This is a genomic window from Acidocella aminolytica 101 = DSM 11237 (genome assembly GCF_900129125.1).
Classification (GTDB): Bacteria; Pseudomonadota; Alphaproteobacteria; order Acetobacterales; family Acetobacteraceae; genus Acidocella; species Acidocella aminolytica.
In genome coordinates this window covers 40,155-64,300 of sequence record NZ_FQVJ01000003.1, presented here as the reverse complement: position 1 = coordinate 64,300, position 24,146 = coordinate 40,155, and the positions used below count along the sequence as shown (strand labels likewise).

The 24,146-nt window shown below is 60.2% G+C and carries 21 protein-coding genes, 1 tRNA gene, 1 pseudogene and 1 riboswitch; of the genes and pseudogenes, 6 read left to right on the top strand and 17 right to left on the bottom strand.

Translation table 11 applies throughout. The annotated features are described in order from the left end of the window. The first annotated feature begins 2 nt into the window (after window positions 1-2). The 3 genes and pseudogenes from BUB54_RS02385 to BUB54_RS02375 all read left to right on the top strand — a co-directional run bounded on the left by BUB54_RS02385 (window position 3) and on the right by BUB54_RS02375 (window position 3,125). Window positions 3-860 (top strand): annotated as a pseudogene (locus BUB54_RS02385) (IS256 family transposase). Between the two features lie 344 nt (window positions 861-1,204). Then, window positions 1,205-2,485 carry an Nramp family divalent metal transporter gene (locus tag BUB54_RS02380; RefSeq protein ID WP_048877155.1) on the top strand — a complete coding sequence of 427 codons (1,281 nt, stop codon included), beginning with the start codon at window positions 1,205-1,207 and terminating at the stop codon, window positions 2,483-2,485. A gap of 79 nt (window positions 2,486-2,564) precedes the next feature. Continuing rightward, window positions 2,565-3,125, top strand: a complete 561-nt coding sequence (locus BUB54_RS02375) for a TetR/AcrR family transcriptional regulator (RefSeq protein WP_052948259.1) — start codon at window positions 2,565-2,567, stop codon at window positions 3,123-3,125. Here the strand turns inward: BUB54_RS02375 and BUB54_RS02370 are convergent. The 12 genes from BUB54_RS02370 to BUB54_RS02315 all read right to left on the bottom strand — a co-directional run bounded on the left by BUB54_RS02370 (window position 3,122) and on the right by BUB54_RS02315 (window position 12,907). Then, window positions 3,122-4,336, bottom strand: coding sequence for a cation:proton antiporter (locus BUB54_RS02370; RefSeq protein ID WP_048877154.1), 1,215 nt, complete (start codon window positions 4,334-4,336; stop codon window positions 3,122-3,124). The two genes, BUB54_RS02375 and BUB54_RS02370, sit on opposite strands and share 4 nt — an antisense overlap. A 65-nt stretch (window positions 4,337-4,401) precedes the next feature. After that, window positions 4,402-5,208, bottom strand: a complete 807-nt coding sequence (locus BUB54_RS02365) for a universal stress protein (RefSeq protein ID WP_048877153.1) — start codon at window positions 5,206-5,208, stop codon at window positions 4,402-4,404. A gap of 11 nt (window positions 5,209-5,219) precedes the next feature. Further along, window positions 5,220-5,660, bottom strand: coding sequence for a fluoride efflux transporter CrcB (gene crcB, locus BUB54_RS02360; RefSeq protein ID WP_048877152.1), 441 nt, complete (start codon window positions 5,658-5,660; stop codon window positions 5,220-5,222). A 59-nt stretch (window positions 5,661-5,719) separates the two neighbouring features. Then, window positions 5,720-5,784, bottom strand: a riboswitch (Fluoride riboswitch). Window positions 5,785-5,806: 22 nt separating this feature from the next. Then, window positions 5,807-6,691 (bottom strand): NAD(P)-dependent oxidoreductase, encoded by an 885-nt coding sequence (locus tag BUB54_RS02355; RefSeq protein WP_048877151.1) that lies wholly within the window; start codon window positions 6,689-6,691, stop codon window positions 5,807-5,809. Window positions 6,692-6,718: 27 nt separating this feature from the next. Next, complete coding sequence (locus BUB54_RS02350) at window positions 6,719-8,554, bottom strand: chloride channel protein (RefSeq protein ID WP_048877150.1); 1,836 nt, start codon at window positions 8,552-8,554, stop codon at window positions 6,719-6,721. 190 nt (window positions 8,555-8,744) lie between these two features. After that, window positions 8,745-8,821: transfer RNA gene (locus tag BUB54_RS02345), tRNA-Pro, on the bottom strand. A gap of 132 nt (window positions 8,822-8,953) precedes the next feature. After that, the gene (locus BUB54_RS02340; protein WP_048877149.1) at window positions 8,954-9,520 is read right to left on the bottom strand and encodes a MerR family transcriptional regulator; all 567 of its coding nucleotides are present in this window, start codon (window positions 9,518-9,520) and stop codon (window positions 8,954-8,956) included. A 16-nt stretch (window positions 9,521-9,536) separates the two neighbouring features. Further along, window positions 9,537-9,848, bottom strand: coding sequence for an integration host factor subunit alpha (locus tag BUB54_RS02335; RefSeq protein ID WP_048877148.1), 312 nt, complete (start codon window positions 9,846-9,848; stop codon window positions 9,537-9,539). 118 nt (window positions 9,849-9,966) lie between these two features. Continuing rightward, complete coding sequence (locus tag BUB54_RS02330; protein ID WP_048877147.1) at window positions 9,967-10,950, bottom strand: beta-ketoacyl-ACP synthase III; 984 nt, start codon at window positions 10,948-10,950, stop codon at window positions 9,967-9,969. Then, a complete protein-coding gene (gene plsX / locus BUB54_RS02325; protein ID WP_048877146.1) occupies window positions 10,943-11,995 on the bottom strand; it encodes a phosphate acyltransferase PlsX in 1,053 nt (350 codons plus the stop codon). The genes BUB54_RS02330 and plsX overlap by 8 nt, the downstream gene beginning before the upstream one ends. Window positions 11,996-12,050: 55 nt before the next feature. Beyond that, window positions 12,051-12,254: a 50S ribosomal protein L32 gene (rpmF, locus tag BUB54_RS02320; RefSeq protein WP_048877145.1), complete on the bottom strand. Its 204-nt coding sequence runs from the start codon at window positions 12,252-12,254 to the stop codon at window positions 12,051-12,053. 119 nt (window positions 12,255-12,373) lie between these two features. Further along, complete coding sequence (locus tag BUB54_RS02315) at window positions 12,374-12,907, bottom strand: YceD family protein (RefSeq protein WP_073211225.1); 534 nt, start codon at window positions 12,905-12,907, stop codon at window positions 12,374-12,376. A gap of 91 nt (window positions 12,908-12,998) precedes the next feature. Between BUB54_RS02315 and BUB54_RS02310 the strand changes: the two genes are divergently transcribed. Genes BUB54_RS02310 through BUB54_RS02300 form a run of 3 tightly spaced genes read left to right on the top strand, consistent with a single transcriptional unit; the run spans window position 12,999 to window position 15,511 of the window. Beyond that, on the top strand, window positions 12,999-13,520 hold the full coding sequence (locus BUB54_RS02310; RefSeq protein ID WP_048877143.1) for an outer membrane protein assembly factor BamE: 522 nt from the start codon (window positions 12,999-13,001) through the stop codon (window positions 13,518-13,520). A 3-nt stretch (window positions 13,521-13,523) separates the two neighbouring features. After that, entirely contained in the window at window positions 13,524-15,077 is a 1,554-nt protein-coding gene (locus BUB54_RS02305; RefSeq protein ID WP_048877142.1) for a PhoX family protein, read from the top strand. Between the two features lie 2 nt (window positions 15,078-15,079). Beyond that, window positions 15,080-15,511 carry a GNAT family N-acetyltransferase gene (locus BUB54_RS02300; RefSeq protein ID WP_048877141.1) on the top strand — a complete coding sequence of 144 codons (432 nt, stop codon included), beginning with the start codon at window positions 15,080-15,082 and terminating at the stop codon, window positions 15,509-15,511. Here BUB54_RS02300 and BUB54_RS02295 read toward each other — a convergent pair. The 5 genes from BUB54_RS02295 to BUB54_RS02275 all read right to left on the bottom strand — a co-directional run bounded on the left by BUB54_RS02295 (window position 15,483) and on the right by BUB54_RS02275 (window position 24,107). Then, window positions 15,483-15,899 (bottom strand): acyl-CoA thioesterase, encoded by a 417-nt coding sequence (locus tag BUB54_RS02295; protein WP_048877140.1) that lies wholly within the window; start codon window positions 15,897-15,899, stop codon window positions 15,483-15,485. The genes BUB54_RS02300 and BUB54_RS02295 overlap by 29 nt on opposite strands. After that, a complete protein-coding gene (locus BUB54_RS02290) occupies window positions 15,899-17,305 on the bottom strand; it encodes an FAD-binding oxidoreductase (RefSeq protein WP_048877139.1) in 1,407 nt (468 codons plus the stop codon). Before BUB54_RS02290 ends, BUB54_RS02295 begins: the two co-directional genes overlap by 1 nt. A gap of 13 nt (window positions 17,306-17,318) precedes the next feature. Continuing rightward, window positions 17,319-17,987, bottom strand: coding sequence for a glutathione S-transferase family protein (locus tag BUB54_RS02285; RefSeq protein ID WP_048877182.1), 669 nt, complete (start codon window positions 17,985-17,987; stop codon window positions 17,319-17,321). 147 nt (window positions 17,988-18,134) lie between these two features. After that, window positions 18,135-22,667 (bottom strand): glutamate synthase large subunit, encoded by a 4,533-nt coding sequence (gene gltB / locus BUB54_RS02280; protein ID WP_373318309.1) that lies wholly within the window; start codon window positions 22,665-22,667, stop codon window positions 18,135-18,137. A 6-nt stretch (window positions 22,668-22,673) separates the two neighbouring features. Beyond that, a complete protein-coding gene (locus BUB54_RS02275; protein WP_048877137.1) occupies window positions 22,674-24,107 on the bottom strand; it encodes an NAD(P)-dependent oxidoreductase in 1,434 nt (477 codons plus the stop codon). Window positions 24,108-24,146: the final 39 nt, after the last annotated feature.

The following is a 24,146-nucleotide window of genomic DNA, read 5'->3' as shown; positions in this document are numbered from 1 at the left end:
AAATGACGATTTCGAACGAGTTGCTGGACGAGCTTTTGAAAGGCTGCAAGCGTCCTGAGGATCTGCTGGGCGAAGCCGGGCTGATGAAGGAGCTGAAGATCCGGCTGATGGAGCGGATGCTGGGCGCGGAATTGACGGCGCATCTCGGTTATGAGGTTGGTGCGCAACCGCCGGCTGATCAGCCCAACCGCCGCAATGGCGTGTCGACGAAGCGAGTGAAGGGGGCTGATGGCAAGGTGCCACTGGCCGTCCCCCGCGACCGAGACGGCAGTTTCGAGCCTGAGCTGGTGAAAAAAGGCCAGCCCCCATTGACGGGGTAGATGACAAGATTATCGGGCTTTGCAGCCGGGCTGTCGGTACGCGATATTCAGCCGCATCTGGAGGAGATCTGCGGGCTGCGCGTTTCCCCAGACCTGATCAGCCGGGTCACCGATGCGGTGCTGGACGAGGTCCGCGAGTGGCAGCACCGGGCGCTGGGGCGGATGTATCCGATCGTCATTTTCGATGCTCTGCGCGTGAAGATCCGCGATGCTGACAGCCGGATTGTCAAGAACAAGGCAGTCTACATCGCCCTGGGCGTCACCCGGGAGGGGGATCGCGAGGTTCTCGGCCTCTGGATCGCCGACAACGAGGGGGCTAAATTCTGGCTCTCGGTCATGAATGAGCTACGCAACCGGGGCGTCCAGGACTTCCTCATCGCCGTTGTGGACGGGCTGAAGGGCGCTGCCTCTCAAGGTTCCATCAAGCGCGGCTTGATGGAAAAGAGGCGGAGGTTTTCCAGAAGCCATCACCGCGGCGTTCCCGCAGACCACGGTTCAAACCTGCGTGGTGGGGTCGTTGAAAAACCTCCAGCCTTATGATTCAGTTGGCCCACGAAGTTTGGGAGGGATGCGTGCTGGAGCGCAAGGAGCGGGATCAACTGGAGCTGTTCATTTCAGGATCGCTGCGGCAGCTCATCCCTGATGATCACGTCCTGGCTCGGATAAGGCCAATCGTCTGAAATCAAACGATTACTCTATCTAATATAAAGGCTTTGTAACCACGCCCTTCCCCAAATTCCGTGTGCCTCACCAACAAGCTGCACACAGAATGTTCAAAAAATCATTTTGCCCCGTGATCCGGCGGCGTCCAGTGCTTGCAAAAAATGTAGCCTTGGCTACATTTCAAGGGCACGGCCTTGCTGTGCTTGAGGAGCATTGCCGAAATGGATGCCGAAACACGGGCAGGGTTGAGCCGCCGGACAGAAACTGAAATCCGCGCCGTACTGGCGGGGCGCCGCCGCGGCATTTCCACTTTGCTTCTGTTCGCGGGACCGGCACTAATTGCGTCTATCGCCTATATGGACCCCGGTAATTTCGCCACCAACATCCAGGCCGGGGCGCGCTATAATTACCAGCTATTGTGGGTGGTACTGCTGGCAAACCTGATCGCCATGCTGTTCCAAGCGCTTTCAGCCAAGCTCGGGCTGGCGACGGGGCGTAATCTGGCGGAGATGTGCCGCCTGCATCTCCCACGGCCTTTGGTTTACGGCATGTGGGGCGTGAGCGAAGTAGCGGCGATGGCCACCGATCTCGCAGAGTTTCTGGGTGGCGCCATCGCCCTTGCGCTTCTTTGCCATATCCCGCTGCTGGCCGGTATGGCGGTGACTGGTGTGCTGACTTACCTGATGCTTGTCTTGGGCGGGCGCGGCTTCCGGCCGATGGAATTGATGATCGGCGGGCTGATTCTGGTTATCGCGGTTTGTTATATTTTGGAGTTGTTTATCACGCCTGTGAATTGGGGCGCGGCGGCTGTTGGCACCGTGCTGCCGCGCCTGCCGGATGCCGAGGCGCTGACCATCGCGGTGGGAATTATCGGCGCCACGGTCATGCCCCATGCGCTTTATCTGCACTCCAGCCTCACCCAGCACCGCGTGGTGCCGCATAGCGAAGCGGAGCGCCGGACCTTGCTGCGGTTTTCAAACCGTGAGGTAGTGATTGCGCTCAGCATCGCGGGGTTGGTGAACATGGCGATGGTAATGACCGCCGCCGGCGCCTTCCATGCCGGGCATTCGGACGTGGCGGATATTGAGACCGCTTACCATACGCTCAGCCCGTTGCTTGGCCCTGCCGCGGCGGGCGTGTTTCTGGTGTCGCTGATGGCCTCGGGACTGTCCTCTTCCACCGTGGGCACCATGGCGGGGCAAGCGATTATGCAGGGCTTCGCCGGGTTCAGCATACCGGTGTGGATACGCCGGATGGTCACGATGATCCCGGCCTTTATCGTGGTGGCGCTGGGGGTGAACGCCACACATGCGCTCGTCATGAGCCAGGTTGTGCTGTCCTTCGCGTTGCCTGTGCCGATGGTGGCGCTGGTGGTGTTCACCCGGCGTCGGGATATTATGGGGCCGTTCGCCAACAGCCGGGCGATAAATATTGGCGCCATAAGCGGGGCGGGCGCCATTCTGGCGCTGAATATTGTGTTGCTGATACAGACGCTGGGCTGATATCGGCCTGTTTTGGTTGGCAGAACGCGGCTCTTGGGGTATTAACGTTGTTAACTTTTTTCCAAAATCAGGTTAACAGATGTCAGGCTTTCAATTTGAGCGTCGCCCGCCACGCATTGCCTTGTTGGAAGCAGGGCGGCAAATTCTCGCGGAGGAAGGGCTGGCGGGGCTTTCCCTGCGTGCCGTGACGCGGCGTGTAGGGGTTTCGGCCACCGCGGCGTATCGCCATTTCGCTGATCGTGAACATTTATTGGCCGCCATCGCCACTTCCGGCGTGTGGGATTTGACCACCGCGCTGGAGTCAGCCGACCGCATGGCCGTGGCGCCGCTTGCCGCCCAGGGCGAGGCTTATATACGCTTTGCCACCACCAACCCGGCGCTGTACCGGCTAATTTTTGGGCCAGAGCGGCTGGGACATTATCCTGAGCTGGAGAATGCGCTTGCCGCCGCTTATGGGGTACTGGCGACGCGTGTGGCAAAAACCGTATCTGCGGGTGAAGCGGCGGATAAAAGCCTAGCCTGCTGGTGCCTGCTGCATGGCCTCGCGGACTTGGCGATTGATGGCCGCCTGCCCGCTGATTCGGGGGCCACCGACATTCTGGCGGCACGTTTGACCATGGCCGTAGCCCCTGAACGTTAGCGGTTCTGGGTGATGCCCAGCCCGCGTAGCAATAACGGCATGGTCAGCCCCTGCACCACGACCGAGAAAACCACAACGCCGAATGTGGCGATAAGTACCTGATTACGCATCTCCAACGCCGATGGCAGAGAGAGCGCCAAAGCAAGCCCCAGCGCGCCGCGCAAACCGCCCCACCACAGCACATGCTGGAATTTGGTTGGAATGCTCCAGGGGGAACGGCGGAAGAGCATCGATAGCGGATAAACCGTGAGTGCCCGGCTGATTAGCACCACGATGATGTCAAAGCTCAACGCCTTGTCCCCCAGATCGTGAAACGGAATTTTCGCAACGGTGATGCCAATGAGCAGGAATACGAAGGAGTTTGCGATAAAGGCCAGGAAGTCCCACAGCGCCAGGGTGAATTCCCGCCCTTTATCCGTGACTGAGTGACCGTATTTGCTGACCGGGGCCAAGCCGAGATTGCCCATTAACAGCCCGGCAGTCACGGTGGCCAACACGCCGGAGCAGTTGAAGCGCTCCGCCAGCAGAAAGGAGCCATAAGCCAGGATGGTGGTGACTGTGCTTTCAACCAGATGGTCTGTTGTGCGGCGGATGAGCATGATGGCCAGCCCCGCGCAAACCGCGCCGGTCACAATGCCGCCACCAACGGTGACTGCGAGCAGCCCGGCAATCTGCCCCGTGCCGAGATGCGCCTGACCTGATGCCTGTACCCAGGCCAGAACTAGCGCGAACAGCACCGCCGCCACGCCGTCATTCAGCAGGCTCTCGCTTTCCACCAGCAGCCGCAGGCGGCCATGCACGCCGTTATCCTTGAACATGGCGATTACCGCGACAGGGTCCGTAGCGGCAATGAGAACGCCGAACATCATCGCCGGTTTCAGGGGCCAGCCCAGCAGGAAATGGAAGGCCAGCGTAACGGCGGCGGCGGCCAGTAAGGTGCCTACAATCGCGAGGGTGAGAATCGGCAGCGCGTCTTGCTGCAATTCTTTCCACTGAATGTTGATGGCCGCCTCAAACAGCAAGGGCGGCAAAATCAGCTCGAAAATGACGTTATGGGTTAACACCAGCCCCGGATTGATGGGGCTGAGCGCCAACCCAATGCCGGCTACAACAAGCCCGACCGTATAAGGCAGACGCAGGCGGCGTGCGACGAGCGCGACAGCGATGGCGACGATCATTAAATCGATCATCGAAGTCAGAAATTCATTCATGCCTGATAAATAGCTGGGCAGACCGGGTTAGGACACCCAACCTGATCTGAATCCTTGGAAAATTCTCAATGCTGCATCAGCACCGGCAGGTCGAGCAACTGGAGAATTTCAACCGTGGCCCCGCCGAAGAAAAACTCTCTGAGGCGGCTATGGCTGAAGGCACCCATCACCAACAAATCAGCCCCTACGGCGTGGGCCTCGGTCAACAAGGCCGTGCCGATATGCCGCCCGGCAATGGAGAAACGATGGATCTGCGGGGGCTTACCGGCATCTTGCAGGGTTTGCAGCACGTCATCCGGCGGTGTGCCGGCATGGGCAGCATCTGTGCCGATGAGAATGGTGCTGCGGCGCGCGGCCAGCAGCAAAGTGGGCAGAGCGGCAATGATTTTGCCAACCCGCTCACCGCTGCCTGACCAGGCTATGGCGATGTTCTGGCCAAAACCGTGCGGCATGACGGGGGGAACCAGTAGGACCGGCTTATGTGCATCAAACAACATATGTTCGAGCATGTTGCGGGCTTCAGGGTCGTTGTGCGGGGCGCCCAGAATGACGATGTCCGCCGCTTCACTGGCCTTGGCGGCCAGAGAGGTGGGACTGCCGCGCGTCTCGCGCAAGGGCGGCAGGCCCGCTTTGGCCCAGGCGGCTGCCTCAGCCTGCAAGGTGGCGCTGAGCTGGTTTTGTTCAGCTTCAAAACGCTGGCGGTGCGACGCTGTGTAAACTTCCTCTGTTGGAAGAAAATCCGGGTCGATGTCCGGGCGTGGGTGCAACAGTTCAATTGTCGCCGGACCGGTTTGGGCGGTGAAACATGCCGTGGCTGAAAGCACCGCGCCTGCGGTATGTGGGCTGGTCAGCAGCGCCAGGATGCGGGTCATAACGCGTCTCCTTACGAGGCTTCTTCTTCAACAACGGTCTGGGCGGCGCTTTGGCTAAGATTAGTCGGCGTAGCGCCCAGCTTTTGACCCAGAGTGTAACCGATAGCCACCGCCATAAGACAAAACCCCACGGAGAGGCCGATGTTCAGCAGCGCCCGGCCCAGGGCCCCGCCACGCAGCAGATCCAACGTTTGCAGGCTGAAGGAGGAGAACGTGGTGAACCCCCCGCATACGCCAACCAGAAAAAACAGGCGCAGCGGCTCCGGCACCGGAAAGCGGCCATGGCTGAGCGTCAATGCGCCGACAAAGCCGATGGCGAAAGATCCGATGATGTTGATGATAATGGTGCCGACGGGCAAGTTACGGCTGATGGAAGCGGCCGCGATGGCGAACCAATATCGCCCAACACTGCCGACAGCGCCCCCGAGCGCAACAGCCAAGGTTTGAAGCATGCAACCTATCTCCTTCTCAATACCACGGGGGCCAAGACGCGCGACTCCCGCAGTGCATAACGCCTGCAGGAGTCATCAGCTCCCCGAAGGAGCGGTTTTGGGGGACTCCATCCCCGTCTGCCTGCATTTAGCCAGACCAGGAAAGACTAGCAAGGACCGGATGGCTGACCTGAATCCTTTGCCGCCAGCGCGCCAATGGCGGACCAGTCCAGTTTTTCACCACCATTGGCGATGAGAGTTAGAAAGCGGTCGCGGAACAAGCTGGCCAGCGGCAGGGGTACATTTAATGCCTCGGCGGCGGCGAGGACGAGGCGGATATCTTTCTGCCCCAGCGGGGCGGCAAAGCCGGCCGGTTCGAATTTCTGCTCCAGCAAAATATTGCCGTAGGTTTTGTAAACCGGCGCGCTGAACAAAGTAGAAGTCAACAACTCAAGATACGCAGCTTTGTCCACCCCGCCTTTGCCGACCAGGGCCAGCGCTTCCCCCAGCGCCTCAATTACCGCGACGATAAGGAAATTTCCGCTCAGCTTCACCAGATTGGCGCGGGAGGGAATGTCTCCCATCACAAAGGTACGCTGGCCGATGGTGTCAAACAAAGGTTGGAGGCTGGCGAGATCCTCCCCTGCCCCAGCGGCGGCTATAAACAGCTTGGCGGTAGCAGCGGCATCCGGCCGGCCAAAGACCGGGGCGGAGACAAAACGCTGCCCGGCTGATGCGTGCAGCTTGGTCAACGTCTCCGCGAATTCAATGCTGATAGTGCTGCAAGAAACATGGATGGCGCCCGGCGGCAGATGCTCCAGAATGCCATCCGGCCCGTGCAACAGGGCGTCCAGCGCGGAATCGTGGGCGAGCATGGTGAACACCACCTCCTTACCGGCAACCGCCTGGCCGGGTGTGGCGGCAATCGGCGCGTCCAGTTCCGCAGCTTTTTCGCGTGTGCGGTTATAGAGCGTGACCTCGTGTCCGGCCTTGATCAAATTCGCGGCCATTCCATGGCCCATCTGGCCCAGCCCCAGAAAACCAATCTTCATGATAGCTCCTTTAACCGGGCGCGCCGGTTAGTCGTTGCGGAAATGGATGACGGCGCTGGCGACGCTGTCCGCCAGATGCTCTTTGGTGATGACGCCGATCACGTCCTGCCCGTGGGCGTCTTGCCCGGCGCCCCGGGTGACGACCGCCATAATGGCGCCACGCCGCCACATGCGGCCAATGACGGCGTGAGCGATATCAGTGTCGTGTACGACGACGAAACGCTTGCTGGCAATGTCTGCAAGAGTCAGGGAACGCTCAGCCTCCGCCAGCCCCTTGCGCAGGGCCATGTTGACCCGCAGCACGCCGGTTATCAGCCCGTCCTGGGTAATGACCGCATGGCGCATCCGGCCTGTTTCTTCCTCCGCGCTGATGAGTGCTTCAAACGGGGTGGAGCCAGGCAGGACGCGGATGTCTTCTTCCATGATGTCGGATGCCTGACGGACCAGGAACATATCCGCATGCAGAGCCTTGGGAATGAAATGGCCGCGCTTGACGAGTTTGATGGTGTAAATGCTTTCAGGCGCCAACAGGCGGCGCACGCCCACGGCCACGGCTACGGCGATGATCATGGGCATGACAATGCCGTAATCTCGCGTCATCTCGAAGATCATGGTCACTGCGGTCATGACCGCCCCGGTTCCGCCGCCGACCATCGCCGCCATGCCGACCATCGCGAAGCTGGTGATGTCCGCTGGGCCCGCAAGATGCATCATTTGCATGATAGCCGCGAAAGCCCCGCCAATGGAGGCGCCCATGAACAGGGAAGGTGAGAAAATGCCGCCGGACGAACCTGAACCAAGGCACATGCAGGTGGCAAACAGCTTGGCGATAAACAGTAGCACCAGCAAACCTGCAAAGAAGGCCAGGCTGGCACCGGGGGCAAGCTGGGCAGTAAGCAACGCCTGGATCATCGCGTAGCCCACGCCCTCAACAAAATAATGCCCTGTGAATACCAGGATGCCGTAGATCAGCAGGCCCATCAGCAACATGCCAATGATGTGCCGGACATAGGGATTTCTGATCCGCTCGAACACGACCTCGGAGACGTAAAGCCCCCGAATGAACCCGCCTGACGCCAGACCAGCCAGCCCGCCCAGTGCCGCGAACAGGAACAAATTACCAACTGCATGCAGGTTGGTGCCCAAAGCCGGCAAGGGCGGCACAAAGAATGCTGGCTGACTACCCAGCAGCGCGCGGCCTATGAAGGTTGCGGCACCCGTGGCCAATGCAACCGGCAGGAAGGAGGAGACGCTGATCTCCGGCAGCATGAGTTCGAGTGCGAACATGACCCCGCCAATCGGCGTATTGAAGGTGGCGGCGATGCCCGCCCCTGCACCGGCCGCGACCAGAATAATGCGCTGGAAGGGCGGCATGTCGATGACCTGGCCGAGCGTGGAACCAAAAGCGGAGCCAATTTGGATGATCGGCCCTTCACGCCCCACCGCGGCCCCGGTGCCAATGGCAATGGCTGAGGCCACAGATTTAACCGCCGCGACAACCGGGCGGATGATGCCGTCCTTATAGAAAATCGCATCCATGACTTCCGGCACGCCATGTCCACGGGCTTCGGGCGCGAAATTCACGACCAGGAAAGTCACTATGAGGCCGCCTATGATAGGCACCAGTATAATGCCCGCCCCCCAAGGCGACGGCCCGGTGAACAGGCTGGCATTATAATGAAACGACCAATGGCCGAGAAACGCGAAATTATGGATCAGCCCGATAAGAAGGCGGAACACGACAGCGCCGCCGCCGGTGAAAACACCAAGCCCAAGCGCCAAGGCCGCAAGAAAAGGAAGCGATAACGGTTTGGGTTCATCAAACAGGACATGCGGCGGAGATGGGTCGTTTTCAGGCTTCATTCTGACGTGTCTGCTCTCTCTGGTCTGCGTTATGCTTGTTCCTTATGTAAGGAAATGTCAGCAAACGGCAAACATGTTGACAGAAAAGCAGCGGAATCGCCAGTGGGACAGCCTGCGCCTAAATCTAAAAATATTTTGAAAACAAGGGATTTTAGTGGGAAGTCGGGGCTATTGAAAGCCCTACGAAAAATGGTCGGAGCGGCGGGATTCGAACCCACGACCCCCAGTCCCCCAGACTGATGCGCTACCAGGCTGCGCTACGCTCCGGCCGTGGCGCGAGCCTGTAGCAGCCCCAGGCCGCGCCGCCAAGAGGCAAGATGCATTTAACCGCCACAGAAAACAAAACCGCCGCCCCGTAAGAGCGACGGTGATGGAAAAAACTTTGGCGTTTGGCCAAGTCTAGCCCAGTGTACGGCGCATAGCCTCCAGCGCTGACAAGGTCTCAAATAATAGGCCCCGTAAGCGAATGATTTCATCTTCCAACGCGGTGGGCTGCTCTTCTGGCGCGGGACTCGCGGGCGCCTCTGATTCTCGCGCCGAGGCATCTTGCTGCGACTCGGCTTCGGCGGGCAGGTCTTGGAGCAAGGCTGGTTGTTCCGGAGCCGGGGATTGTTCCGGCTCGGCTTGCGGCGGGTCTGCGACCACCACCGCACTATCACGCAGTAGGCGCTGCACGCCCTTGATGGTATACCCCTGGGTGTATAGCAGGTCCGCGACCCGGCGCAGTAGCGCCACATCCTCGGGCCGGTAATACCGACGCCCGCCACCGCGCTTCAGTGGCCGCACTTGGGGGAATTTGGTCTCCCAAAAGCGCAGCACATGCTGGGGCACGTGCAGTTCATCAGCAACCTCGGAGATGGTGCGGAAAGCATCTGCCGCTTTACGGATACGCGGGCGGCCCACCTCGCCGCTCAACTCAGACGGCGAGCCGTCTTCTAGCTCCGCGTTGTACTCTTCATCCACCATCAGATCCTTCGCTTAGTCAGGCTTTGGGAGCGGGTGTGGTTTCGTCGGCATTTACCGCATCCCGCAGCATCTGGCTCGGCCGAAAAACCAGAACGCGGCGGGGAAGGATGGGAACCTCAACCCCGGTTTTGGGGTTGCGGCCAATGCGGCGGCCTTTCTGTCGGACAGAAAACGTACCAAAACCACTGATTTTAACGGATTTACCAGCTTCAAGCGCATCCGCTATGCGGTTAAGCACGTGTTCTAGCAGATCAGCCGATTCATGCCGCGACAGGCCGACGGTCGCGTAGATCGCCTCGGTAAGCTGTGCACGGGTCAATGTGTTCATTTTTCAAGATTAGCACGGGCGGCTTACGGGTCAACAAGTTACTTGACCGATTCGCTGCAAAATCACCGCGACTCGATGAGTCGCCCTGATTTTAAAAAGAATATCAACTATGACGCACTCATAGGCGCAGCAGTGCGGCCCCCCAGGTGAGACCGCCGCCCAGAGCCTCTAGCAGCAGAAGCTGACCGGGCTTGGTGCGGCCCTCCTCCATCGCGCAGGCAAGGGCCAACGGAATGGAGGCGGCGGAGGTGTTGGCGTGCTTATCCACGGTCACGACCACGCGCTCCGGCGGCAGGCCGAGCTTTTTACCCACGCCATCAATGATGCGGCGATTGGCTTGGTGGGGCACCAGCAGATCAATATCCGACGCGGCGAGATTATTCTCGGCCAGTGCCTCATTGACCGCCCCAGCCAGAAGGTTCACGGCGTGGCGAAAAACCTCACGCCCGTGCATAACCAGATGGCCCGGCTTGTCCTTCTGGCCGACGGCGCCATCCACATAAAGAATGTCAGCCAGAGTGCCGTCCGCGTGCAAATGGGTGGAGAGCAGGCCAGGGCCGGATTTTTCCACCTCACGGGCCTCCAGCAGCACCGCCCCTGCCCCATCGCCAAATAGCACACAGGTGCCACGGTCCTCGAAATTCAGGATGCGGGAATATACTTCTGAACCGATGACCAGAACACTTTTGACCTGCCCAGCCCGCAACACCGCATCTGCAACGGAGAGGCCGTAGATGAAGCCTGAACAGGCGGCGGCAAGATCAAACCCAAAGGCAGACTTGGCCCCCAGCGCTGCCTGGATATGCACAGCTGTGGAGGGAAAAGCCTGATCCGGGGTGGAGGTGGCGACAATAATCGCACCCAGCGCCTCCGGGGCCAGTCCGGCCTGTTCCAACGCCTTGCGCCCAGCTTCTGCGCCCATATAGGCGGCGGTTTCGTGCGAGGCGGCGAAATGGCGCTGCTTGATGCCAGTGCGCTCGGTGATCCATTCATCCGAGGTGTCGACACGCTTGGCCATATCCTCGTTGGTAAGAATTTGCGCGGGCAAATAGGCGCCGATGCCTGTCAGCACGGCTCGTTTGAGGGTCGGCTGATCAGCCATGGCTATGATGCACCGGATCTTCAGAGAGAATGGCGCGGTCCATTTCAGTCAGGGCTTCGGCGATTCTGATGTTGAAATCGTACGTGACCATGTCGGCCGCAACATCCAAGGCGTGCGCGAAGCCTTCGGCATCCGCACCACCATGGGATTTCACCACCACGCCATTTAACCCCAGCAGCACCGCGCCATTATAGCGGCGGGGGTCTAATGTTTCCTTCAGGCGCTTGAGCGCACCACGGGCAAAAAGATAGCCCATTTTAGCGAAAGGCCCCGCGGAAAAAACCTGACGGAGCAGATCCCCAACCAGCTTGAGCGCGCCTTCGCCGGTTTTAAGCGCCACATTGCCCGTGAAACCGTCTGTCACCACCACATCCACCGTACCGGCGGCAATGTCGTGACCTTCCACAAAACCATGGAATTGCGGGGCGATGGGGCTTTCACGCAAGGTGGCGGCGGCGCTGCGCAGCGTGTCGTCGCCCTTACCTTCCTCGGAACCAATATTCAGAAGCCCAAAGCTCGGCGCGGGCAAACCCAGTACGATTCGCGCGAAGATTGTGCCCATGAGGGCGAATTCAACGAGGTTGCGGGCATCGTAAACAACGTTCAGCCCCAGATCGAGCATCACCACATCGCCCTTGGCAGACGGGGTGATGGCGGCCATCGCTGGGCGGTCGATGCCTTTCAGAGTTTTAAGGACAATTTTGGAGAGGGCCAGCAGTGCGCCGGTATTCCCCGCCGAGACCACACCCTGGGCCTCCCCCACGAGGACGGCGTCTATAGCGCGACGCATTGAGGAGTCGCGCAAACGCAATCCCACCGTCGGCTTCATGTCGCCGGTGACGACTTCCGTGCAATGTCGCAACTCATAGCGCCCAATCAACCGCTTGGAAGCAGCCAGGAGCGGCTGGAGACGAGATTCGTCCCCAAAGACCAGAAAGAAGGTACGCGGCTGGCGTTCCGCGGCAATGTTGAGCCCCGCAATAATTGCGTCCGGCGCGTGGTCACCACCCATGGCATCCACTGCCAGTTTACTGCTCTGGCTCATTTCATCCCTATTTTGGGTTTCTCATCACCGCTTTGCGCCAGCCGCCAACGCGGATTTAGACGCGAACGACGCCCTTGGCTTCCTTGCCGGCACCGACAACTTCACGGCCGTCATAATGGCCGCAATGCGCGCACACATGGTGGGGGCGCTTCAGTTCGCCGCAGTTCGAGCACTCGGCGTGCGCGTTGGCGGTGAGCGCATGATGGCTCCGGCGCATGCCCGCACGCGACGGAGAGGTTTTCTTCTTAGGAACGGCCATGACAAAACGCCTTACACAAACAGACTAAGTAAATGGAAGGCGCCGCGTAGCAGAGCCGGGGGTGCATCGCAAGTCATAGCTGCCAATTAGGACATAAAACAGCGTGATAGGCGAAGATATTATGACTTCTTGCCAATGCGCGCCCCCAGCGCGGCAAAGGGGTTGGCGCTGTTGTCCGAAGCGGCTTCGGGCAGGCTGGCGCCGGGTTTGCGCGGATATGGGTCCAACGCCAGGGCAAGTTGCTCGGCCAGGGCGGCGCCGAGGTCTATAATATCGTTCGCATACGGGATCTCATCCGGCGAATCGAGAGACTCGGGGGTGATATCTTCTTCATCCTCGGTTTCGCCGGGAACGTGACGCATTAAGGCCCCGGGCACAAAACGCAACACGGTCTCCTCACGGATTTTGGCATCGAAAGCCTCCAGCGTGACCACGCAGGTTTGGGTCAGCGTCGCGCGCATGGCAAGCTCGGCTCCGATAATGCCAGAGCGTTCATGCTTGAGCTTGAAATGCCCTTCCAACCGGGCCAGGCTAACTAGGCCGAAGCGTTGAGCCAGGGCGTCGCGCTCGGCTTCATTCGCCGCGAGGCGGAATTCCTGCGGTTGAGTCTTTATTTGTCCGGCCTTTACCGGGTGGCTGAATTCTTCGGTCATTCGTGCAATATAGAGCTTGCACATTGACACGTAAGCCCCTGCCATGAGACCCAACCCCGCGAGAGATCGCCTGCAACCCGAGGATTGACGCGTGCGCCTGACCAAGCTGCCCAAAAGCCTGCTGTTCTGTGCCATTTTGGCCTTGCCCGGCTGCGCCGTATTCTCGGACTCGCCGCATTATCGCGGCATCGCCGTGACTGCCAGCGAATTGAAGCAGCTGACCCCCGGCGTTTCGCAACAGGCTGACGTGCAGTCTTTGCTTGGCCCGCCGACCTTTGTGGAGCAGTTCAACCCGAATAACTGGGTTTATGTCGCCCAGGTCACGAGGATGCGCATTGCCCGGACGGAAGGGGTGAGCAGCCAGGACGTGGTTGTGGTGAGCTTTAACAGCAACGGCACCTATAAGTCTTATACCGAGAATACGCTGGCCAACGCCCTGCCCGTAAAGATGGACGGCAAAGAGACACCGGTGCCGGGTGGGACAGCCGGGTTCTTCCAGCAGCTTATTGGCGGCGTGGGCAGCTATAACCCGCTGGGCGTCACCGGCAATAATAGCGCGCTGGGCGGCACCAGCGGCAATATCGGCAGCGGCGGCAGCGGTAGCGGGTTCTGAACCATGCGCCGCCGCCCTCTCCTGCTTAGCGGTCTGGCCGCTTTAACGGCGGGTGGGGCCAAGGCGCAGTCCGTATATGCTGGGCCAAGCAATATTCAGAAACCCGCGTTGGACGACAAAATCGGTGCCGGGTTTTCCCGGCGCGTTATCGCCCGCTGGGGCGGGCTGTTGCAGCCCAATGCACCGCCCTTTACCCCCAACGCGCTGACAGTCAGCCAGGCCAGCAATCAATTTCCCTACGACGCGGTGATCGCCGCGCTTTTGTCTCCGCCTCAAGCGCAAGATGGGATTCCGCGTCTCGTGCTTGTAACCGCCAACCCCACCGCCCCCGCGCGCATGTTGTTTCCCGCTGGAACCGATAATGCCGCCGTGGCCGGGCGCGAGCAGGGCGTGACTGTGGTAAATTTGCAGTATCTCTCAGGACGCTGGGTTACCGTGGTGGGCGGTTACCAGACACGCCGCTTGTCTGACGGCACGCTCTGCCAGCTCTCCGGTCCAGCGGTCGGCCAGGTGGGCAGTACCGTGCAGGGTGTGCTGGCGGTGAATGGCGGCAGCCCTACCCCGTGGGGCAGCGTGTTGCTGGCGGAGGGTGATGCGTCGCACTGGCTTGCGCGCCTTGCCGATCTGGAGTTTGGCTACAGCGCCCCGGAAAACGCTTCCCGCTTTGGCTGGGTGGTGGAGTTCGACCCGCTGGATCCGCTTTCCATCCCCGTGAAGCACACCGCGCTAGGGCGCATTGCCCGCGCCGATGTGCTGGCCACCACCACAAAGGACGGCAGGGCAGTGGTGTTCTTTACCCAGGATAGCAAGGCGGGCATGATGTTTCGCTTTGTCGCGGACGGTACCGCTCTAGATTCTGGCACTATTTCCGTAGCGGTTCTTGGCGGTGATGGGATTGATTGGGTCTCGCTATCAAACGATGTGCCTAGCCTTGTAGGACTGGAAAATACTGGGGTAACGGTTGGGGGCGAGATATTCGACGCGCCGGGCGGGCTGGCGCTGAGTGAAGATGGCGGTAAGCTTTACTTGGCCTGCGGCGGCAATGCCGCCCGCACGGTCACGGATACGTTGAACCCCCGCACGGGGAGTGATGACGGGCATGTGGTGCAATTCACCCTGCCCGGCAGTGACCCTGCGGCGGAGCATTTTCCGGCCAGTCTGGTGCTGATTGCGGGAGACCCAGTCACGGCGCGGGGCACGCAATATGGCCCCGGCAGCCAGGCTTGGCTGCGCAAGCCGCGCAGGCTGGCGATCGATCCCGCTGGCAATCTTTGGATCGGCACCGACCAGCATGGCGACACCACGAAGACGGCGGACGGATTGTTCATGATGCAGACCAGCGGCCCGGCGCAAGGCGCGTTGGCTTATGCGTATCTCGCGCCGATTGGGGCTGCCGCGGGTGGCGCAGCGTTTGATGCCAACACCAAAACCGCCTTTGGGGCGGTGCGGCACCCTGGCGCAACACCAGAGGCGAGCTTTGCCAATCCCGCGACGCGCTGGCCGACCTTACGGCCAGACATGCCGCCGCAGACCACGATTATCAGCCTCACGACATAATCATGATCACGTTGATCCGCGCCGTGCATGGCTCGCCTGAACTGACTGCCTGTTTTGCCATCCGCATGGCCGTGTTTGTGGATGAGCAGAAAGTGCCGGCGGAGGAGGAAATGGACGCGCTGGATGCCGGTGCCTTGCATCTTCTGGCCATATGGAATGGCTCACCCGCCGGTACCGCGCGGGCGGTGGAAAAAACCCCGGGCATTTGGAAAATTGGCCGGGTGGCGGTTGCGGCGGGGTTCCGCGGGCACGGGATTGGCGTGGCACTGATGCGAGGCATCGAAGCAGCGTGCGCTGGCGATGTATTTGTGCTGGATGCACAAACACATGCTGTCGGGTTTTACGAAAAGCTCGGCTATGCGGCGGAAGGGCCGAAATTTCTGGATGCGGGAATTCCGCATTTGTTTATGCGCAAGGACGGGTCAGCCGGATAAGCACCGTGCGAGCAGCATCTGGCAGGGGGGCTGGGCGTTTGTCGAGCCCCAGATGCACCAGTACGGTTTCTGCCTTGGCTACGAGCGTTTCACCCTGGAAAACGGCTTGCTCCAGCCGGATGGAGCTGTTGCCTAGTTTCAGAACGGCAGTGCCGATCTCAACCCGGCCGGGCCAGAGAATTTCAGCGATGAAATCCAGCTCTTGCCTGACGATGACGATGGAACTGCCAGCCTTCCGCCAGCTAGCGCCAAAACCATTTTCCAGAAGCTCGCAACGGCCGGTTTCCAGAAACGTACCGAACACGGCGTTATTGATATGGCCCTGCCGGTCCGTGTCGCCATAGCGCAACTTGTCATACGCATGAACGGGAAAATCTGTGAGCTTCATCACGACTCCGGGATGGTTTTGCCTGGGTTAAGGCGGCCTTCAGGGTCAAGCGCTTGCTTGACCGCGCGCATCAAAGCAAGGTCAGTCTGGGACTTGTGCGCGGCCATGCCAAGCAGGCGAAGCTGGCCGATGCCATGTTCGGCAGAGAAGCTGCCTTGCATCGATATTGCGAGTGATTCGACATCACGGGTGATCGCGGCTTTGTGGTTTGCGATGTCTGCCATGGTCTGGCCCGCAGGCGGGCGGATGTTCACATGAAGATTGCCGTCCCCCACATGGCCAAAGATGTTGGGCCGGAGGCTGGGGTATGTGCGGGCCACCAGATCCTCAACCGCGCGCACCAAGGCGGGAAGACGGCTGAGGGAAACAGCGATGTCGTGCTTGACCGCACCGCCTTCACGTAACTCTCCTTCGGAAATAGCCTCGCGTAGGGCCAGGAAATCCAGCCGCTCACGCTCCGATTGGGCTATGGCTGCGTCCAGCACCCTGCCCTTCTCCAAAGCCTCCATCAGTACGGTTTCGAGCATTTCCCGTGGGTCGCGGGCACCTTCCAGGGCGGAGATTTCCAGCAGCAGATAGGCGGGGGCGATAAAGGGCAAACGGCCATTGGGGGTATGGGCTGCGCCCAGGGACAAAGCGGGCTGGGTGCAGAACTCGCAAAGCGTGAGCGCATTACCTGCCGCGTGCCGTATGGACGTGAAAATCCCAAGCCCTTGTTCAATATTTTCGATGCCCACAAGCGCTGAAGCCCGAGTGGCAACGGGCGGGTAGAGACGCAGCGTGGCGGCGGTGACGAGTCCCAGAGTGCCCTCCGAGCCGATGAAAAGCTGCTTGAGATCGTAGCCGGTATTGTCCTTCCGCAAGCCGGAAAGCCCATGCCAGATGGTGCCGTCTGCCAGCACGACCTCCAGCCCCAGCACCTGGGCGCGCATGTTGCCGTAAGAGAGGACTTGCAGCCCACCTGCATTGGTGGAGATGACACCTCCGATTTCAGCCGTGCCCTCAGCGGCGAGGCTAACGGGGAAAAAACGGTTCGCTTTCACAGCCTCTTGCTGAACGGTGGCGAGGGTTAGCCCGGCCTCAACGGTTATGGTGTCTGACAGCAGATCGACATCCCGTACCGCGCGCAGTCGGGAAAACGAGAGAATGACCTGATCCGGTCCTAAGATTGGCACCGCACCAGCCACCAAGCCGGTATTGCCCCCTTGCGGGACGATGCGCGCGCCATGGGCGGCACACAGCTTCACGGCCTCGGCCACCTGGGCAGTGGTTTTTGGCAAAATCACGGCCAGAGACGGGTTGTTCACCAGACCTCGCCAATCTTGCTCATAACGGGCGCGGTCAGCTTGTTGGGTGAGCACCGCGTTTTCACCAAGCGCAGATTGCAGGGCGTGGATCAGGCTCATTTACGGCAGCCTATTAAAAATCAAGATCGGTGTAGTGCGGCGGCGGAGTCATGCCATTAACGCGGTCAGCGAGAATTGCGCGGAAGCAGGGGCGGGACTTGATCCGGGCGTACCAGTCCTTGGCGGCGGGAGAGACGGACCAGTCGACATCGCCCATGAAATCCAGCGTGGAGAGCATGGCTGCGGCGGTGAAATCCGCGACTGAAAGCGTGGAACCCGCCAGCCAACGGCGATGTTCCGCCAGCCAACCGATATAAAGCAGATGCTGTTTGAGATTGGCATAACCAGCGCGCAAAGCGTTGCCATCCGGGGAGCCAAGCCGGAAGGATTGCTTCAGCGTCTTTTCCCAATACAGGTTACGCACGACCTCATTGTAAAATTTCTCATCGAACCAGGCGACGAGGCGGCGTGTCTCCACACGCTCCGGCTGAGCGCGGCTGAGCAGCGAGGTGTCGGGGTAGGATTCCTCCAGATATTCGCAGATGACCCGCGAATCGGGAATGACGAGACCATTATCCTCGATCAGGGTGGGAACGGTGCAGGCGGGGTTCAGCTCAAGATAGCTATCCTGACGGTCCCAGATTCTTTCTATTCGTAATTCGAAAGGAAGTCGCTTTTCGGCAAGGACCAAGCGGACTTTGCGCGCATAGGGGGAAAGCGGCAGATGATAGAGGATTCGCATGGCCGTGATTATGACATTCAAAAATGGCGGCAAAAAGATACTGCATTTTTGCGGGCAGCCACGCGTTCTGTAAAGCCACCCGCGAAACTTTACGAAAAGCAGCACAAAAATTTACCCCTGGGTTTGTGAACCCAGGGGCGGTTAGGATTAGGCTGATTGTGCTTCCACCGCGTCGTCCAGCGGCACGGCTAGGTACTTCATGTATTCCTTCGGCACGACCTGCCAGAAATGCGGAGCTTCGCGTTCCCAGTCATTCAGCAGCGTGGCAGCGTAAACGCTTTCCGTCTCGGCCACGTGGCGTTCAACCAGATTACGCAGCACCCCCGCCCAATAGGCCGAGTTGACGCGCTGCCAATACAGAGTTTCCTTGTTCATCCGCATCTCGAACTTCTGTGCGCGGTCGTACACAAAAGCCATGCCGCCAGTGAAGCCCGCGCCGAAATTGTCGCCAACTTCACCCAGAACAACCACCGTACCGCCAGTCATATATTCGCAGCCGTTGGAGCCGATACCTTCAACCACTGCGACCGCTCCGGAATTACGGACAGCGAAGCGCTCACCGGCCAAACCGGCTGCAAACAGGGCGCCGGAGGTGGCGCCGTACAGCACTGTGTTGCCGATGATCGCGTTCTCGTTGGTTTTGAGCTTCGAAGACGGCGCGGTGCGCACCACGATGGTGCCGCCTGACAGCCCTTTGCCCACATAGTCGTTGGCATCGCCAAAAACTTCGAGCTTCAGCCCGTTCACGGCAAAGGCACCGAGCGACTGGCCCGCGGAACCGCGCAGGCGCACGGTGACATGGTCCGGCTGCAGCTTCACCTTGCGGTATTTCGCCACGATCTGCGAGCTGAACTTGGTCCCGATGGCGCGGTGCGTGTTGCGGACATTGTACTGCAACTGCATGCGCTCGCCGTTCTTGAAAAAGGGATCGGCATCTTCAATCATTTGCGCGTCCAGGGTTTCGGGAACCTCGTTACGGCCATCACGGGTGCAATAGCGAGCATAGGGGCCAGGGTCGGCCTGGGCGAGAAGTGGGTTGAGATCAAGATCGTCAAGATAATCCGCGCCGCGAGACACCTGATGCAGCAGATCAGTGCGGCCGATAACCTCGTTGAGCGAGCGGAAGCCCAGGGAAGCGAGGATTTCACGCACTTCCTCAGCCACGAAGGAGAACAGGTTGATCACCTTCTCCGGTGTACCGTCAAACTTCTGGCGCAGCGCTTCATCCTGCGTGCACACGCCCACCGGGCAAGTGTTGGAGTGGCATTGTCGGACCATGATGCAACCCATGGCAACCAGGGACGCGGTACCGATGCCGAATTCCTCAGCGCCCAGCATGGCCGCGATGACGACGTCACGGCCGGTCTTCAAACCGCCATCGGTCCGCAACACCACCTGATGACGCAGGCGATTGAGCATGAGCACCTGATGCGATTCGGTAAGCCCCATCTCCCATGGCATGCCCGCATATTTCACCGAACTTTGCGGCGACGCTCCGGTGCCGCCGACATGGCCGGAGATCAGGATCGCATCAGCCTTCGCCTTGGCGACGCCCGCCGCGATGGTGCCGATGCCAGAGCGCGCCACCAACTTCACGCACACCGTGGCGCGCGGGTTGATCTGCTTGAGGTCATAGATGAGCTGCGCCAGATCCTCGATGGAGTAGATATCGTGATGCGGCGGCGGGGAGATCAGTGTGACACCAGGGGTGGAATGACGCAGCTTGGCGATGAGTTCCGTGACCTTGAAGCCAGGAAGCTGACCGCCCTCGCCAGGCTTGGCGCCCTGTGCGACCTTGATCTCGATTTCCTTACAATCATTCAAATATTCTGCCGTGACGCCAAAGCGGCCGGAGGCGATCTGCTTGATCGCGGAGGAGGCGTTGTCACCATTTGGGCGCGGCTCGGAACGTGCCGGGTCTTCACCGCCCTCACCCGAATCAGACCGTGCGCCGATGCGGTTCATGGCGATAGAGAGTGTTTCGTGCGCTTCCGGGCTCAGCGCGCCTAGAGAGATGCCCGGCGCCAGCAAGCGCTTGCGGATCGAGGTGATGCTCTCTACCTCGTCCACCGAGATCGGCTCCAGCCCCTTGGTGCGGAAATCCAGAAGGTCGCGCAGGGCGATCGGCTTCTGCTTGCGCACCATCTCGGAATATTTTTTGAACATCTTATAGGAGCCGGTGCCCACCGCTGTTTGCAGCAGGTGGATGGCATTGTTGTCGAAGGCATGTGCTTCGCCGCTGCGGCGCAGACGGTATAATCCGCCGACATCCAGCGGCACGGCATTGCCGTCCCAGGCTTTCTGATGCAGCTCCAGCACCTTATGCGCGATGCCAGGCAGGCCGATACCGGAAATGCGCGAAGGCATGCCGGGGAAGAACTCACCAACCAGCGCGCGGGACAGGCCGATGGCCTCGAAATTATACCCACCGCGATAGGAGGAGATGACGGAGATGCCGAGCTTGGACATCACCTTGAGCAGCCCCTTATCCACCGCCTTCTTGTAGCGGGCGACGCAATCTTTCAGTGACAGATTGCCGAACAGGCCGCGGGCGTGACGGTCAGCGATAGATTCCTGTGCCAAATAGGCGTTCACCGTTGTGGCGCCGACACCGACCAGCACTGCGAAATAATGCACGTCGAGACACTCGGAGGAACGGACGTTCAGCGAGGTGAAGGTCCGCAGAGACTGGCGCACGAGATGCGTATGAACGGCCCCGGTGGCGAGGATCATGGGGATCGGCGCGCGCTCGGGCGACATGGCTTCATCGGTGAGGATGACATGGGTGCAGCCAGCGCGCACACCCTCCTCAGCCTCACGGCGGATACGCTCAATAGCGCGGCGTAGACCACCCTCCCCGTTCGTGACCTTAAAGGTGGCGTCCACCACGCAGGCGGAAGCCCCCATGGTGCGGCGCATGGCCTCGAACTCAGCGGTAGATAGCACCGGGGATTCGAGCTGAAGCAGGTCACACTGCTCCTCGTTCTCATCGAGCACGTTACCAAGATTGCCAAGACGGGTCTTGAGCGACATCACCCGGGTTTCACGCAGGGAGTCGATGGCCGGGTTGGTGACCTGGCTGAAGCTCTGACGGAAATAATGATGCAGGCCGCGATAACGGTCGGACAGAACCGCGATCGGCGTATCATCGCCCATCGAGCCGGTGGCTTCCTGGGAGCCTTCCACCATCGGGTGCAGGATCAGTTCCATATCCTCAAGCGAGAAGCCAACCGCAAGCTGGTGACGGCGCAGCGCCTCGACATCGAAGCGCACGGGCTCCGGCGCGTCGGTTTTCACGATATGGTCGATGACGGTGATGCGCTTGGTCCAGGCGGCAAAATCCTGCCGGGCGGCCAGCATATCCTTTACTTCGCCGTCATGGTAGAATTTGGCTTCATCGAGATCGACCGCGATGGTCTGGCCTGGGCCAACAGCGCCCTTCTCGACGATGTCTTCTTCCTCAAACTTCACCATGCCGGTTTCGGAGCCGACCACCAGCATCTTGTGCTTGGTGATGGTATAGCGCAGCGGACGCAAGCCGTTACGGTCCAGCCCGGCGATTACGAAGCGGCCATCTGTGGCGGCCACAGCAGCCGGACCGTCCCAGGGTTCCATTACAGCGTTGCAGTACAGAAACAAGTCCTTATGGGCCTGCGGCATCGTCGCGTCATTAGCGATGGAGGGCGGGATCATCAGCGCCTTGGCCATCGGCGCGTCGCGCCCGGCGCGCACCAACAGCTCGAACACATTGTCCAGCGCCGCCGTATCGGACCCGGAGGCTTGCACCACCGGCTTCACATAATCCAGGAACTCATCCAGCCCCTCGGCACCCAGGCGGGTTTCGTGGCTCTGCATCCAGTTAATGTTACCCGCGACGGTGTTGATTTCACCGTTATGGGCCAACATGCGGAACGGCTGTGCAAGCTTCCAGGTAGGGAAGGTGTTGGTGGAATAACGCTGGTGATAAATGGCAAAGCGCGACACAAAGCGCTCATCCAGCAGATCCGGGTAGAATTCCGTCAGGCTCTCGGCCAGGAACATGCCCTTATAAACGATAGACCGGCAGGACAGCGAGCAGAGATAAAGCTCACCCACCTGGGCTTCTATGGCGGCCTTCTCAATCTTGCGGCGGATGATGTAGAGTTCACGCTCGAACTCATCCTCGGAGATGCCGCGCGCGTTCCAGAGCATGATCTGCTCGATCTCGGGACGGGTAGCGTTGGCTTTTTCACCAATGCAATCGACATTGATGGGCACCTGGCGCCAGCCATAGATGCGATAGCCGAAGTTCAAAATCTCGGTTTCGACGATCTGGCGGCAACGCTCCTGCGCGCTAAGGTCAGTCTTGGGCAAGAATACCATGCCCACCGCAATCGGCCCTTCACGCAGACGATCGCCGCCGCGTTTGACCTCCTCCGCGAAGAAATCCTGCGGGATTTCGATGTGAATCCCAGCACCGTCGCCGGTCTTGCCGTCGGCATCCACGGCTCCGCGATGCCAAACAGCCTTCAGCGCGTCGATACCAGCCTGCACCACATCGCGGCGACGCTTGCCATCCAGCGCCGCGACGAGGCCGACGCCGCAGGAATCATGCTCTTGGTCGCGGCTATAAGTGTCACGCAGGGCCTGCGTGTTGGCGTCCCAGGCGGAGAGAAATTCGGGGGCGGTTTCGTTGTTCATCATTGATTACTCCGCGGCCTGCGCCGGACGGGCGGCCTGAAATTGACGATGGATGGCGGCGGCGGCATCGCGTCCGTCGCGGATGGCCCAGACGACGAGGGAGGCGCCGCGCACAATGTCACCCGCGGCGTACACGCCGGACAGAGAGGTTTCAAAGCTGCGAGGATTCACCTTCAACGTACCCCAACCTGTGAGGGTGAGTTCCGGCTCGTTAAAGGCGGTGGGTAGGTCTTCAGGATCATAGCCCAGCGCCTTGATCACGAGATCCGCCTTGAGCGTGAAGGCTGACCCCTCGATCGGTTCGACGGACTGGCGGCCTGAGGCATCTGGCAGGCCCAGATGCATACGAACGGCGCGCACGCCGGTTACGTGCTCATCCCCCAGGAACGACTCAGGCGCGGAAAGCCAAGTGAAGGTGACGCCCTCTTCCTCAGCGTTCTTCACCTCACGCAGGGAGCCCGGCATGTTCTGCTTGTCACGGCGATAAAGGCAGGTAACGGATTTCGCATCCTGGCGGATGGCGGTGCGAACACAATCCATAGCGGTGTCCCCGCCGCCGATGACCACCACATCCTTGCCCGACGCATTCAGAAGGCCTGAATCATAGTCCGGCACCACATCGCCCAAGCTCCTGCGGTTCGAGGTGATGAGGAAATCCAGCGCCTTGACGATACCCGGCAGCCCGGAGCCCGGCCCTCCAATGTCACGCGCATTGTAAACGCCAGTGGCGATCAGCACCGCGTTATGTTTTTCACGCAGCGCGGAGAACGACGTCTCGCCGCCAATATCCGCGCCCAGGACGAACTTCACACCGCCCTCTTCCAGCCACTTCCAGCGGCGCAGCACAATCTCTTTCTCCAGCTTGAAGCCAGGAATGCCATAAATGAGCAGCCCGCCGACGCGGTCATGCCGGTCATAAACCGTTACCTGATAGCCAAAGCTGCGCAGCTTCTCAGCCGCCGCCAAGCCCGCTGGGCCGGCACCGATGATGCCAACGCTCTCAGAGCGCGCCGCGAGCGGGGCGATGGGTTTGACCCAGCCATTCTCGAAAGCAGTGTCCGTGATATAGCGCTCAACCGCGCCGATCGTGACGGACTCAAAACCCTTCTCGATCACGCAATTGCCTTCACACAGCCGGTCCTGCGGGCAGATGCGGCCGCAAATCTCGGGAAATGTGTTGGTTGCGGAGGACAGCTCATACGCTTCCTCAAGTCGCCCCTCGGCTGTGAGCTTCAGCCAGTCCGGGATATTGTTGGAGAGCGGGCAGTGCACCGAGCAGAACGGGATGCCGCATTGCGAGCAGCGGCTGGCTTGCGCGACGGCGGCCTCCGGCACGAAGGATTCATAAATCTCGTCAAAATCCTTCCGGCGCTCCTCGGCCGTGCGCTTTTGGGGCATTTGCTGGGGCAGGGAAATGAATTTCAGCATGCGCTCGGCCATATTTTTCGCCTCGTTCGTAAAGAAGACGCGGAACCGCAA

Bases quoted from the DNA above. Each gene is read 5' to 3' on its own strand.
- BUB54_RS02380 (WP_048877155.1), top strand. From the start codon at position 1,205: ATGGATGCCGAAACACGGGCAGGGTTGAGCCGCCGGACAGAAACTGAA.
- BUB54_RS02375 (WP_052948259.1), top strand. From the start codon at position 2,565: ATGTCAGGCTTTCAATTTGAGCGTCGCCCGCCACGCATTGCCTTGTTG.
- BUB54_RS02370 (WP_048877154.1), bottom strand. From the start codon at position 4,336: ATGAATGAATTTCTGACTTCGATGATCGATTTAATGATCGTCGCCATC.
- BUB54_RS02365 (WP_048877153.1), bottom strand. From the start codon at position 5,208: ATGACCCGCATCCTGGCGCTGCTGACCAGCCCACATACCGCAGGCGCG.
- crcB (WP_048877152.1), bottom strand. From the start codon at position 5,660: ATGCTTCAAACCTTGGCTGTTGCGCTCGGGGGCGCTGTCGGCAGTGTT.
- BUB54_RS02355 (WP_048877151.1), bottom strand. From the start codon at position 6,691: ATGAAGATTGGTTTTCTGGGGCTGGGCCAGATGGGCCATGGAATGGCC.
- BUB54_RS02350 (WP_048877150.1), bottom strand. From the start codon at position 8,554: ATGAAGCCTGAAAACGACCCATCTCCGCCGCATGTCCTGTTTGATGAA.
- BUB54_RS02340 (WP_048877149.1), bottom strand. From the start codon at position 9,520: ATGGTGGATGAAGAGTACAACGCGGAGCTAGAAGACGGCTCGCCGTCT.
- BUB54_RS02335 (WP_048877148.1), bottom strand. From the start codon at position 9,848: ATGAACACATTGACCCGTGCACAGCTTACCGAGGCGATCTACGCGACC.
- BUB54_RS02330 (WP_048877147.1), bottom strand. From the start codon at position 10,950: ATGGCTGATCAGCCGACCCTCAAACGAGCCGTGCTGACAGGCATCGGC.
- plsX (WP_048877146.1), bottom strand. From the start codon at position 11,995: ATGAGCCAGAGCAGTAAACTGGCAGTGGATGCCATGGGTGGTGACCAC.
- rpmF (WP_048877145.1), bottom strand. From the start codon at position 12,254: ATGGCCGTTCCTAAGAAGAAAACCTCTCCGTCGCGTGCGGGCATGCGC.
- BUB54_RS02315 (WP_073211225.1), bottom strand. From the start codon at position 12,907: ATGACCGAAGAATTCAGCCACCCGGTAAAGGCCGGACAAATAAAGACT.
- BUB54_RS02305 (WP_048877142.1), top strand. From the start codon at position 13,524: ATGCGCCGCCGCCCTCTCCTGCTTAGCGGTCTGGCCGCTTTAACGGCG.
- BUB54_RS02300 (WP_048877141.1), top strand. From the start codon at position 15,080: ATGATCACGTTGATCCGCGCCGTGCATGGCTCGCCTGAACTGACTGCC.
- BUB54_RS02295 (WP_048877140.1), bottom strand. From the start codon at position 15,899: ATGAAGCTCACAGATTTTCCCGTTCATGCGTATGACAAGTTGCGCTAT.
- BUB54_RS02290 (WP_048877139.1), bottom strand. From the start codon at position 17,305: ATGAGCCTGATCCACGCCCTGCAATCTGCGCTTGGTGAAAACGCGGTG.
- BUB54_RS02285 (WP_048877182.1), bottom strand. From the start codon at position 17,987: ATGCGAATCCTCTATCATCTGCCGCTTTCCCCCTATGCGCGCAAAGTC.
- gltB (WP_373318309.1), bottom strand. From the start codon at position 22,667: ATGAACAACGAAACCGCCCCCGAATTTCTCTCCGCCTGGGACGCCAAC.
- BUB54_RS02275 (WP_048877137.1), bottom strand. From the start codon at position 24,107: ATGGCCGAGCGCATGCTGAAATTCATTTCCCTGCCCCAGCAAATGCCC.